General features: G+C 59.5%; 11 protein-coding genes and 2 pseudogenes. 9 read left to right on the top strand and 4 right to left on the bottom strand.

Translation table 11 applies throughout. The features are described from left to right. On the top strand, positions 1 to 188 hold a 188-nt coding region (locus MXB90_RS17045), incomplete at its 5' end, for a hypothetical protein (RefSeq protein WP_250046617.1). Positions 189 to 630: 442 nt separating this feature from the next. Here MXB90_RS17045 and MXB90_RS17040 read toward each other — a convergent pair. The 4 genes and pseudogenes from MXB90_RS17040 to MXB90_RS17025 form a co-directional block, all read right to left on the bottom strand. Next, entirely contained in the window at positions 631 to 1,137 is a 507-nt protein-coding gene (locus MXB90_RS17040; RefSeq protein ID WP_250046619.1) for a transporter, read from the bottom strand. 165 nt (positions 1,138 to 1,302) lie between these two features. After that, positions 1,303 to 2,247 (bottom strand): annotated as a pseudogene (locus tag MXB90_RS17035) (enoyl-CoA hydratase-related protein); the annotation flags it as partial. A 7-nt stretch (positions 2,248 to 2,254) separates the two neighbouring features. Beyond that, positions 2,255 to 2,536: an aldehyde dehydrogenase family protein gene (locus MXB90_RS17030; RefSeq protein WP_250046618.1), complete on the bottom strand. Its 282-nt coding sequence runs from the start codon at positions 2,534 to 2,536 to the stop codon at positions 2,255 to 2,257. Then, positions 2,534 to 2,854 (bottom strand): annotated as a pseudogene (locus tag MXB90_RS17025) (transposase); the annotation flags it as partial. The pseudogene MXB90_RS17025 and the gene MXB90_RS17030, both read right to left, overlap by 3 nt. Before the next feature lie 312 nt (positions 2,855 to 3,166). Here MXB90_RS17025 and MXB90_RS17020 point away from each other — a divergent pair. The 8 genes from MXB90_RS17020 (at position 3,167) to MXB90_RS16985 (ending at position 11,037) form a co-directional block, all read left to right on the top strand. Next, a complete protein-coding gene (locus MXB90_RS17020) occupies positions 3,167 to 4,498 on the top strand; it encodes a cytochrome P450 (protein WP_250046616.1) in 1,332 nt (443 codons plus the stop codon). A 172-nt stretch (positions 4,499 to 4,670) separates the two neighbouring features. Next, positions 4,671 to 5,654, top strand: coding sequence for a branched-chain amino acid ABC transporter permease (locus tag MXB90_RS17015; RefSeq protein ID WP_250046615.1), 984 nt, complete (start codon positions 4,671 to 4,673; stop codon positions 5,652 to 5,654). Further along, a complete protein-coding gene (locus MXB90_RS17010; RefSeq protein ID WP_250046614.1) occupies positions 5,651 to 6,661 on the top strand; it encodes a branched-chain amino acid ABC transporter permease in 1,011 nt (336 codons plus the stop codon). The genes MXB90_RS17015 and MXB90_RS17010 overlap by 4 nt, the downstream gene beginning before the upstream one ends. Further along, the gene (locus MXB90_RS17005; protein WP_250046613.1) at positions 6,658 to 7,428 is read left to right on the top strand and encodes an ABC transporter ATP-binding protein; all 771 of its coding nucleotides are present in this window, start codon (positions 6,658 to 6,660) and stop codon (positions 7,426 to 7,428) included. The genes MXB90_RS17010 and MXB90_RS17005 overlap by 4 nt, the downstream gene beginning before the upstream one ends. Next, entirely contained in the window at positions 7,421 to 8,125 is a 705-nt protein-coding gene (locus MXB90_RS17000) for an ABC transporter ATP-binding protein (protein ID WP_250046612.1), read from the top strand. The genes MXB90_RS17005 and MXB90_RS17000 overlap by 8 nt, the downstream gene beginning before the upstream one ends. Positions 8,126 to 8,173: 48 nt before the next feature. Further along, positions 8,174 to 8,980, top strand: coding sequence for a meso-2,3-butanediol dehydrogenase (gene budC, locus MXB90_RS16995; protein ID WP_250046611.1), 807 nt, complete (start codon positions 8,174 to 8,176; stop codon positions 8,978 to 8,980). Positions 8,981 to 8,997: 17 nt separating this feature from the next. Then, a complete protein-coding gene (locus MXB90_RS16990; RefSeq protein ID WP_250046610.1) occupies positions 8,998 to 9,531 on the top strand; it encodes a VOC family protein in 534 nt (177 codons plus the stop codon). Between the two features lie 252 nt (positions 9,532 to 9,783). After that, positions 9,784 to 11,037 carry an ABC transporter substrate-binding protein gene (locus tag MXB90_RS16985; RefSeq protein ID WP_250046609.1) on the top strand — a complete coding sequence of 418 codons (1,254 nt, stop codon included), beginning with the start codon at positions 9,784 to 9,786 and terminating at the stop codon, positions 11,035 to 11,037. The last annotated feature ends 274 nt before the right edge of the window (positions 11,038 to 11,311 follow it).

The following is an 11,311-nucleotide window of genomic DNA, read 5'->3' as shown; positions in this document are numbered from 1 at the left end:
CCGCCGTTATCGTGCCGAGGGTGAATCATGTTCTCAAACCACTGTCGAGCCGGGACTATTTCAGCGGCCTGCTAGTGTTCCGAGTCCGACATTTGCCACCGATTTCCCCTGATCTGGTCGACCGCATCGAGTGCGCGGCGCTCGCGAGTGAGGTTGCGCGTCCGGATGATTGGTCTCGGCCGTTCTGACGCTTCAGTAGGGGTCCCAGCTGAATACGTCCTGGCTCCGGTCCAGCGGATAGAACGTCGGGCTCAGTGCCGGAATGACATGATCCCGGATAGTCTCGGGCGTCCAGTCCTTGGCGGTGTGGACCGACCTCAGCGGGCGGTTCTGCCCCATCAGGAAGATCTCGTTGCGGCGGGTCGGTGTGGCAGAGGCCGGCCGCCGTCACCGACAGGATCACCTCGGTTCCCTGCGTGGCCAGCTCCGGCCTGTCATCCGCGCGGAGCGGCCGGCCAAATTCGTGAACGCACTGACAATGCATGGATCTCTCCCTTCTGAGGCGGCGGAGTGCCGGGGAGGCCTCGCAACGCGCTACCATTTGTTTCTTGCGGGACGCACCGCGGCATCGAGGCTGGGCGGTGCGGCCTGTCTTTCGGATCGCGGTATCACACCGCTTTTCCGGCCCGCCTAGAAGAACTTCGCAAGCCGAAGCGTCACGGTGGTATCGCGCTCAAAGGTGTTTTCCGCCTCTACGTCGTGTCCGACCTCCATCATGAACTGGGAGGTCGGGGTCAGCAGTTGCGACCAGGCCGCCCGCACCGTGGTGGACTTCACGTCAACGCCCTGGATTCCGCCAACAGTTTCGGCGCCGCCCCAACTCGTCGTGGCCCCGATGGAAACTGTCGTCTTTTCGCTGGCGTGATAGTTCACCCATCCGAGTGCGGTAAAGCTCGGATCCTTCTCGACGGTTGCCCCTCCTAGGCCATCATCGTTGTCACCGTAGATCGTGACATCGCCCACAAGGTCGACCGACCAATTCGGCGCGACATTGAACAGGAAGGCGGGCTGAATGGCCATGGACCAGCGATTGGTGCCAAGGCTCGGCTCGGTGGACGAATAGTCGCCAGTCGGCAGCGTCAGATAGGTGGCGATCCCGAAGTAGCGGTAATCCCCCCCGAAAGTAAGGGGCTGCATAAGTAGAATTTTCTCGGCAAGATGAACGAGGAGATTCTGAATGAAGACAAGCAGATACACTGAGGCGCGGATCCTCGCGATCCTGCGGCAGGCCGAAGGCGGGATGACCCCCTGGTCGACCAGCCTGTGCAGGTTTCCGGTCGCGCGATCCGCCGCCGCCGCATCGCGTTCGACAATCGTCACCGCGATGCCAGCCGTTGCCAGCGCATAGGCAATCGAGGCGCCCATGTTGCCGCCGCCGACCACGATGGCCGTCGCGATGTCGCGCGCCGGTCTGGGATAGCCGCGCCCCCGGTTGCCCGCCGCCCGTTCGGCAAAGAATACATGCCTGAGCGCCCGCGCCTGAGCCGATGCGCGCAGGTCCACAAACGCCGCCCGTTCCCGCGCCAGCCCTTCGGCCAGCGGCAGCGTGGCACTGGCCGCGACCAGACCCACGGCGATCGGCGGCGCAATCTGGCCGGGCAGGCGCCGCTTCGCATGGGTCAGCATCGCGGCCACGGCGTCATCATCCACCTGGGGCGCGGGTCGCTCGTCCGGCCCTTGCGCCGCAGAAAGAACCGCCGCGTCGAGGGCCAGCGCGGCCGCCACGGGGTCGCCTGCAAGCTGATCGACCAGCTCCAGCGACAGCGCCTTGTCCGCTGCGATGGCCTTGCCGTTGACGATCAAGTCCAGTGCCGTCCTGACCCCGATCAGCCGCGGCAGCCTTTGCGTGCCGCCCGCGCCCGGCACGATCCCAAGAACCACTTCGGGCAAGCCCAGCTGGGCGCCGGGTGCGGCGATGCGATAGCGGCAGGCCAGGGCAATCTCCAGCCCGCCTCCAAGGGCCGCCCCGTTGATCGCGGCGATGGTCGGGATCGCAAGCTGCGAGAGGTGCAAGAGCACATCGTTCAGGTGCGGCGGGATCGGCGGCAGGCCGAACTCCCTCGCGTCCGCCCCCGCGACAAAGGTCTTGCCGGCCCCGGTCACGATCAGGCGGGTCGCGCCTTGCGCCACGGCCGCGTCTAGGCTGCGCCGAAGCCCCGCCCGAACCTCGGCACTGAGCAGGTTCAAGGGCGCATTGTCGATGGTCAGGACGGCCGCGCCACCCCTGAATGTCAGATCAACGGACATGGCCCCCCTAGCGGACCGGCGCGGAATTGCGCGAGATGAACTTGGTGGACAGGTAGCCGTCAAACGTCTCGGTCCCGCCTTCGCTGCCATATCCGCTGTCGCGTACGCCGCCGAACGGCGTTTCCGGCAGGGCAAGGCCGAAGTGGTTGATGCTGACCATCCCCGCTTGCAAGCCTGTTGCTGCACGATCGGCCCGTTCCAGCGAATTGGTGAAGATGTAGGAAGCAAGGCCGAAGGGCAGGCCATTGGCGCGTGCCAACCCGTCCTCGATCTCGCGGAAGCAGGCCATGTTGACCTGCAAGGTCTTCTGCCGACGTGAGAGCGTGCTGAAATTGGGCACGACCCAGTCTAACCCACTCAACCGCAGCAGGCTTTCGACGAACCCGGTCGTCTGCCTGAGCGCCATGCCGAACAGAACCTTCATCGTCAGGCAGGTCTGGATAGCAGCATCGCTGTAGTCGGGCTGGCGACCACGCTTGCGGGTGGGCGTGGCCTCCCAGGTCATGGCGGGATCAAACCAGATCGTCAGCGAACCACGGCGCTTGAGCGCTTCGTTATAGGCCGGCCAGTTCCTGGTCTTGTAGGCAGGGCGGATGGGTCTGCTCATGCCCTCCAGCTACCACACTGGATTCACGAGATGAATCCCCCACGGGTTTTGTGCAACAGAGCCCATCGATGCCGTCGGAGGGCGGTCACAGCATCAAAGCCACACGCCACTGGAAACCGAAGGGAAAAGCTAAGGCAAGGCTGCCTGACCGCGGCCCTCGGCGTATGCTTAGGAGGAGCCGGGCCAGTGGCAGAGAAGAAATATTGATAAAAATATTTTGTATGCTTAAAGTTTGGAATTGTGCTTATTTAGAGATTATAAAAATACAGATAGATTCGCCTTCGGGACATGGATGAACTCTTAGGATGCGGCATGGTCATCGATCCGAGTAGCAGTCGTGTTGAAGTTAGAGCGGTGACCAGAGACAACGCGGGGTGGGACGGGATGAACGAACAAGCGGTTACACTGAGTGGCATCAGTCTGCTCGACCCGGCAACGCAGAGCGATCCTTTTGCTGCCTATGATGCGATACAAGCATATCCAGGCATCTACAGGATGCCTGAAACCGGCTTCTATATTGTCACGCGATACGCAGACCTCCGGGCGGTGCTTACCGATCCAAAGACTTTCTCTAACGAGGTGGACCGCGCATCTTTACAAGGGGCGGACAACTCGGCGTTCCTGCATGACTACCTTGAGCAGCATGGTTGGCCGCATATGGCCACCCTGCAGCGCACCGATGCACCTGTGCATACACGCTATCGCCGACTGCTTGACCGCGTGTTCACTGTTACGACGGTGCGCGAGTTGACGCCGCACATCCAAGATGTCGCAAATGCCTTGATTGACAAGTTCATCGATGTTGGCGAATGCGAGTTCATCGAAGATTTCGCGGTTCAGTTGCCCGGAATCATTCTTGCGGAGCAGATGGGGCTCGACGCCAATAATGTCACGACATTCCGAAAATGGGCCGATGCAATGCTTGCGCCCGCTTCACGGGTGATGACGCGGGACGAATTGCGCGAAAACGCCGATGTCGAGTTGGAAGCCCAGCATTTCCTCTGCGAGGTGTTCGAGGATCGCCGCAAGACGCCCCGGAATGATCTGATATCCAAACTGGTCCATTCGCATCAGGAAGACGAGGAACCGCTCTCGATGGCAGAGCTGCAATCGATCATGAGCCAGCTTATCGGTGGGGGGTTCGAGTCGACGACGACGACACTTGGTCATGCGTTGCGTCAGCTTATTCTGCATCCGGATCAGGCGGAAGCCCTGCGAAAGGATGAGGCCAAGATTCGAGGTTTCGTCGATGAGGTGATCCGATATGAGGCTCCAACCCAGGGCCTGCGTCGCCGGACAACACGAGACGTAGAACTGGCAGGCACACTGATCCCGAAGGACTCAGTGGTGATCGTGCGTTACGGCGCGGCCAATCGTGATGCAGCAAAGTTCGAATGCCCGCACGTTTTCAACATGTCACGGAAAAATGCGGGCCAACACCTTGGATTCGGCGCAGGCCCGCATTTCTGCATTGGGGCAATCCTCGCCAATGCCGAGATTTCCGAGGGCATTCTTGCAGTGCTAAGGCGGCTCAGAAACATTGAGCTTGCCCGTCCCCTTGATGAGCCAATTCATCGCCCTAATTTCCTGACGCTTCCGCTGCGAGAGCTTCCGATCCGTTTCGATAAGGCACCAACGATCTGACGCTAGGCCCTTGGTCGGACGCCCTCGATGGGCTGCGAATGCAACACGACTGTGTTCGTGGACCGGTTTTTCACAGCATCAGAGTGCGTCGAACAACATTCAATTCACTTACGCCAAGTATTTTTAATAATGGCATATTGTATATTGAAATGTGACATTTTTTGTACGACCATTGAGAAATCGCATCTTTGGCCTTGCTGCATGCGCACGGGTTGCCCGAGCTCATGCAGGCGAGAAGGCCAAGCCGCGCCTTTTGGATGGGGAGGTCCAATATCAGATGTCGATGCAATTGACCTTTGCCTTAGTGAACGGCCTGACGGTAGGCATGTCCATCTTCCTGGTGGCCGCAGGTCTGACTCTCGTTTTTGGAATCCTGCGCATCCTGAACTTCGCGCACGGCGGCTTCTTCATGATAGGCGCCTATCTGACATTTTCTTTTTTGCAGGTGCTCGGTGACGGGCTGGCGCAGTTCCTGCTTGCCAGTCTCGCGGCCGGGGTGGTGGTCGCGGGCATCGGTATCGTGACTGACAGAATTGTCCTGCGGCGGCTTAAGGACCTTGATGAAGAGTACATGCTGATCGGCACCTTCGGGCTGCTGATGGTCTGCGTGGGTGCTGTGAAGCTGATTTGGGGGCTCGATTACCACAGCGTGTCGCCCCCGTCGGAAGTCTCCGGCATTCTCCGGTTTGGAAACCTCATCGTTTCGAAATATTCGCTGTTCATCGTCGCGATGGGGCTGGTGGTGTTCTTCGCGCTGGAGTTTGCCATTCATCGGCTTTGGATCGGGAAAATCGTGCAGTCCCTAGCGAATGATGGCTGGATGACCGGACTGCTGGGGCTGAACGTCCCTCTTCTGTTCACAGGTGTCGTCATCGTCGCCTTTGCCCTTGCCGGGTTGGCGGGCGGTCTGCTCCTGCCCAACCAAAGCCTCTCACCTGAACTTGGTCATGCCTACACGCTAAATGCCTTCATCGCGGTAATTATTGGTGGGCTCGGAAATATCCGGGGCGCGCTATTCGCGTCGCTTATCCTTGGGATCACCGAAAGCATGAGTTCATTCATCATCCCGGGTATGCCCGGTCTCGCGATCTACGTGGTCATGATCGTGCTACTTTTCGCACGTCCGAACGGCTTGTTTCACAGGGGCGTGTCATGATAACGGCTTCGCGCAACTCAGTCATTTCTGGTATACTTATAGCGCTCGTTCTCCTCGCATCGGTGCCGCTTTGGGCCAATCCGGGCTGGGTTTTCGTCGTAGGGTTCGTTCTTGTAGAGGCGTTGTTTTGTCTGTCGTGGAACCTACTTTTCGGCTTTGCCGGCGTGGCGACATTCGGTCATGCGGCATTCTTTGCAGTTGGCGCCTATCTCGTCGGTTGGGGCCTTCGGGCCGGCGAGTCGTTCCTTCTTTTGATGCTTGGAGCCGGTGTGCTCGGAGGGTTGGGTTCGTTGCTGGTCGGGCTGGTGGCGTTGCGGAGGATGACCGGCATTCACCTTGCAGTTCTGACGCTGGCGCTCAGCGAGGTTCTCTATATCGTCATCGGCAACACCCATGCCCTCGGTGGAATTGACGGCCTAGCAAGCATTCCGCGCCCGACGATCCACCTCGGCCTCGCAGAAATCAGCCTTGAAAGCAGCGATGCCTATTACTGGTTCCTGTTGCTGACTTGTTCGGTTTTCGCCCTTGTTTTGTGGTGGCTCGTGCAGAGCCGATTTGGCCGCGTACTTCGGTGTATAAAACAGGATGGGGAGCGGGCCGAATTCATTGGTGTGAACGTTAACCGCTACCAGCTCGCCGCCTTTGTCGTGGCCGGCGCCGTCGCGGCTGTGGCAGGCGGGCTGAGCGCGCCCTTGACGCAGATCGTGACGCCAGCGGCGGGCTATTGGATGCACTCGATCCAAGCTGTCCTCAACTCGCTTCTCGGAGGAGCCGGCTTCTTCTGGGGTCCCGCGCTCGGCACCGCGATCTTCGCCGGGATCGACTTCGTCACCCGCACCTTTGCGGGCCTGTCGGAAGTGGTGGTTGGCGGCATCCTTCTCGTTATCGTTCTGGCCTTCCCGGGTGGCGTGCTTGGTTTCCTGTCTACGCTCAAGTCGCGCAGGGACCGCAACGCTGATGCTGCGGCGAACGTGGTGGAGACTGGATTGAAGGAGCCTGCGGAATGACTGTGATCCTTGAGGCCCGCGACATTCGAAAATCCTACGGGGCAGTTCCGATCCTGAAGGGGGTTGACCTCGATCTTACGAGGGGCGGAACCCATGCCCTGATCGGTCCGAATGGTGCGGGGAAGACGACCCTGTTCAAGGTGTTGACCGGAGAGACACCAGCCAACGGCGGCAGCGTGCGGTTCTCCGGCAAGGAAATCGTTAAGCTGCCTGCGTTCCGGCGGGTGCAACAGGGCATTGGGCGAACTTTTCAGGTGGCGCGCGTCTTCATGGAGATGACGGCGCTGGAAAACATCATGGTCACGATTGAGCGCCGGATGCGAATGGCGGGTGAAAAGGTCGGTGTCTGGTATGACTTTCGCCCGAGCCCGGCAGTGCGAAAGGAGGCGATGATCCGGCTTTCGGAGGTCGGCCTCGAAAATCGGGCAGAGACAGAGGCCCGGTATCTGTCGCATGGCGACAAGAAGCGGCTCGAACTATCGCTGTCGCTTACGCTCGAGCCGGAAATCCTGATGCTCGACGAACCGACGGCTGGCATGTCGCAGTCCGACCGGCACGAAACGGTCGCATTGTTGAAGCGCCTAAAAGCAGAACGAGGATTCACAATGCTGATGACCGAGCACGACATGGACGTGGTGTTCGGGCTGGCCGATGCCGCGATGGTGCTGAATTATGGCGAGATCATCGCCTGCGGCACCCCCGAGGCGGTCCGGCGGGATCCATTGGTGCGAGAAGTCTATCTGGGGCAGGAGGCGACAAGTGCTTGAGGTCGACAATATTGACGCATTCTACGGAGACAGTCACATCCTCCAAGGATTGAGCCTGTCTGTGGGAGATGGCGAGCGAGTAGCTGTTCTCGGTCGAAACGGCGCGGGAAAATCGACACTGCTCAAGAGCATAATGAATGCCGACCCGAGGGTCTGTGGCCGGATCGCGTTCGACGGCAAAGATCTTGGATCGACGCCGAATTTCGTTCGCACCCGGATGGGGCTGTGCCTCGTGCCAGAGGATCGGCGGATATTTTCTCACCTCACGGTTCGCGAAAACCTCGAAATGGCGCGATATGCACTGCCGTGTGGGGTCGCGCCGCATGATGTCGACGAGGTGATCGGACGCTTCCCTATCCTCGTGCCTTTGGCCGACCGCTTTGGCGACCAGCTTTCGGGGGGGCAGCAACAACTCGTTGCCGTCGCCCGGGCACTGATGGCGCGCCCAAAGCTCATGCTGCTCGATGAACCTACCGAGGGGCTCGCTCCGATCATCGTGGAGGAACTTGTGCAGGATGTCGTATCGGCCTGTGAAAACGAAGGGATCGGGCTTTTGCTCTGTGAGCAGAACATTTGGTTCGCGCGGCAGTGCACGCAGCAGGTGACGGTAATCGACAGCGGTTCCATCGTCTTTTCCGGGGATTGGGCGGGGTTCGACGCTCATCCAGAGATCAAGAACAAATACCTCGCGATGTAGTCCGGCGCGCTCCGGATGCGCATCGACGAAAGATGAAGGAGGCAGGATTTGCAGTCGGATTTTAATGGGCGTGTCGCCATCGTCACTGGGGCCGGAAGCGGGATCGGCGCTGCCGCGGCGCGTCGCCTCGCACAGGGCGGCGCGACGGTGATCATCGCGGATATCGACAAAGAGGCCGGCGACAGCGTTGCTCACGAGCTTGGCTATGAAAGAGCGATGTTCGCCCCTTGCGATATTGGCGATTTCGAGGCGGTCGAGGCGTTGGTAGCTACAGCGCACGAGCGATATGGCCGGATAGACGTACTGGTGAACAACGCAGCTGTGTTTCGCGGCATGGGGGTGGAAACGCCCGATCTTCCTCTCGAAGCCTGGGAGCGGGCCATCCACATTATCCTGACCGGCACATTCTACTGTTGCCGGGCGGTATTGCCGCTTATGCGGCGGCAGGGACATGGCGCCATTGTTAACGTGGCGTCGATCTCCGGCATGCGCAGCGACAGCGGGTTCAGTGCTTACAACGCCGCCAAGGGGGCGGTTGTGAATTATACGCGCACGCTTGCCATCGACCACGGCAAGGATGGTGTGCGGGTCAATGCAGTCTGCCCCGGCCCGGTCGTCACGAGCCGCGCGCTGATAACCAGCCCGGAGGTCGAGGAGTTATTCCTGCCCCGGATACCGCTTCGGCGTTATGGCACGGTCGCGGACATCGCCAATGTCATTGCCTTTTTGGCAAGCGACGAAGCCGGGTGGATGAGCGGTGCTATCGTCCCAGTCGACGGAGGCATCACCGCACATAACGGACAGCCTGATTTGACGCCGTTCCTGCACCAAAGCACCGCCCACAACGTGAACTGACATGACGGGAGGCCAACGTGAGCCGTTTCTTTGATGATATTAGGCAGATTGGCTACGTGACGCCGGACCTTCAGAAAGCGATGACGTTCTTCATCGAAAAGGCTGGAATTGGTCCGTGGTTCGTGGCCGAGCGCGTGCCGGTTGAGACCTGCACCTACCGGGGCCAACCGCTGAAGCTCGAAATGTCGATTGCGCTGGCGAACAGCGGCGACGTGCAGATTGAACTTATCCAGCAGACCAATTCTGAGCCTTCGATGTACAGCGAGTGGCTTCGACGCAATCCCGAGGGAGATGTGCCGCATCATTACTCGTCGTGGTCGGACCGATATGATGAGGTGTTTGCGACTGCGATCTCGCTGGGCTACGAGGCCGTTCAAGAAGGCTGTTCCGGGTTTGGCCCCTTCGCGTACTTTCAGCATCCGGACAACCCGAGCTTTGTATACGAGGTTACCGATTTCACCGCGCCAAGGCGGCGAATGTTTGAACAGATCGCTGCAGCGGCGGTGAAATGGGACGGTTCTGACCCGGTACGTTTCGGATGGCCGGCATAAAACAAGGGAAAGAGGCATGAAACGGCTTGCGAGTTGCCTCGGTGTCAGAGGTGTATGCTGATTTAAGTATTGTTTTTAACATCTTAGAGGTTTTTGCGCGGCGCCTCTCGTTTTCTGAGGCTGAAAACCACCCTCAGCCCCTTGGTTCCCAGTCGCTCAGTGCAAAGAAAATGTCTGACGCTTAGGGTGCGCCGAAGACAATTAACGACCGGGCGCCATATTGCGGCCCGGCACTTTCGGGAGGAGAAAGAAATGTCGAACATCCAACGTCGTACGCTGCTGAAAGGCGTTCTCGCGTCGGCAACCCTGTCCGCGGTGCCCGTGGTGGGTGCACGCGCTCAAGGCGCAACGATCCGCATCGGTTTTATCGGCCCGCTCAGCGGTGCGATGCAGATTGTGGGCAGCCCGATGCATTTCGGCGCCCAAGTCGCGGTCAACCAGATCAACGCTGCAGGTGGCATCAACGGCAATATGCTGGAGCTGGTGTCGCGTGACGACAAGGGCGATCCGGCGCAGTCCGTTGCTGCCGCGCGTGAGTTGGTCGGCAACGGTATCAACCTCCTCGTCGGTGTGCCGCTGACCTCGACTGCGCTGGCGGTTAACGGCATTCTTTCGAGTTTGAATGCGGTGCTGATGGGGGGCGGGTCTGGTGAAGAACCGCTGACACACGAGCAATTCAGCGGATACTACTTCCCTACCGTACCTAACAACTACACCCGCAATTCGGCGCTCGCCAAGCTGATGGTCGAGAAGTTCCCGGACGTCACGTCCTGGACATCTATCTACCCCGATATCACGGTCGGCAAATCGTCGTGGGAACGGATGGCCTACAGCCTGAAAGAACATTACGCGGCAGCAGGAAAAGAGATAACCATCCACGACCCCGTGACGCCCAAGTACGGCGCGACCGACTTCAGGAACCAGATTGTCGAACTGATGGCCTCGCCGGCTAGCGGGCTTCACAACGTTCTGTTCGGAAACGATGGGGTGACGTTCTTCAAACAGGCCAAGGAGTTTGGCCTTGACGAGAAATTCTCGTGTATCTCCGAGCAGTCGCTGGACCTCGACCTGCCCAAGTCCCTGAAGGGTAACATGACCAAGAACACCTGGAGTTCGTCGTTCTGGCAGCCCGGCGCCTTCCCCGACTCGGCGGCTTCAAATGCGCTGTTCGATGCTTATGTGGCCGAAACTGGCGATAAATACCCTCACGGCTTCAACTCGACGGCAAACACCGGCGTGCTGGCCTTTGCGGCGGCACTTGAGGCCACGGGCGGCGACTCCAGCACCGGCGCAGTTATCGATGCGCTCAAATCGGTACGGTTCGACTCCCCGACCGGGATGACCTACTTCCGGCCCGAAGATCACCAGATCATCAACAGCGGCACTGTGTTCAATGCTGTACCCGATTCCTTGAACGATAACGGCTGGTCTATCGCCGAAGTCGCGAAGGTCGGCTATGAGGGCGTGGTAAATCGGGCAAACCCGGGCCGGGAATTTGAGCTCTGAACTTTCCTTACACGGGACCGCACTGCCGGCGAGGTCCGGGCCAAAAATAGATGCGGGGGCCTCTCGGCCCCCGCATCTATTTTTGATTCGGTGATTTATACATTTTGAACCGCGCCGGGTTTGCTGGAGGCTATTTTTGTTAGTTACGCAACCATGGGTTCAGCTTCCAGAACGGCGTAGAAGTTAGCCTCTGCCTCGGCTCTGTTGCACAAATCAGCTGATGGCCGAGGTTTTCCTTTCCCTGGACAGAGTCATCCCACAGCTTCAGTGACGG

The organism is Phaeovulum molybdatiresistens (assembly GCF_023544865.1).
Taxonomy (GTDB): Bacteria; Pseudomonadota; Alphaproteobacteria; order Rhodobacterales; family Rhodobacteraceae; genus Pontitalea.
The sequence above is the reverse complement of the archived record's forward strand: the minus strand, read 5'-3'. Positions and strand labels throughout refer to the sequence as shown.

What these genes read in the sequence shown, in the direction of transcription:
- MXB90_RS17040 (WP_250046619.1), bottom strand. Translation starts at nt 1,137, where the DNA reads ATGCAGCCCCTTACTTTCGGGGGGGATTACCGCTACTTCGGGATCGCC.
- MXB90_RS17030 (WP_250046618.1), bottom strand. Translation starts at nt 2,536, where the DNA reads ATGGCCTGCTTCCGCGAGATCGAGGACGGGTTGGCACGCGCCAATGGC.
- MXB90_RS17020 (WP_250046616.1), top strand. Translation starts at nt 3,167, where the DNA reads ATGGTCATCGATCCGAGTAGCAGTCGTGTTGAAGTTAGAGCGGTGACC.
- MXB90_RS17010 (WP_250046614.1), top strand. Translation starts at nt 5,651, where the DNA reads ATGATAACGGCTTCGCGCAACTCAGTCATTTCTGGTATACTTATAGCG.
- MXB90_RS17005 (WP_250046613.1), top strand. Translation starts at nt 6,658, where the DNA reads ATGACTGTGATCCTTGAGGCCCGCGACATTCGAAAATCCTACGGGGCA.
- MXB90_RS16985 (WP_250046609.1), top strand. Translation starts at nt 9,784, where the DNA reads ATGTCGAACATCCAACGTCGTACGCTGCTGAAAGGCGTTCTCGCGTCG.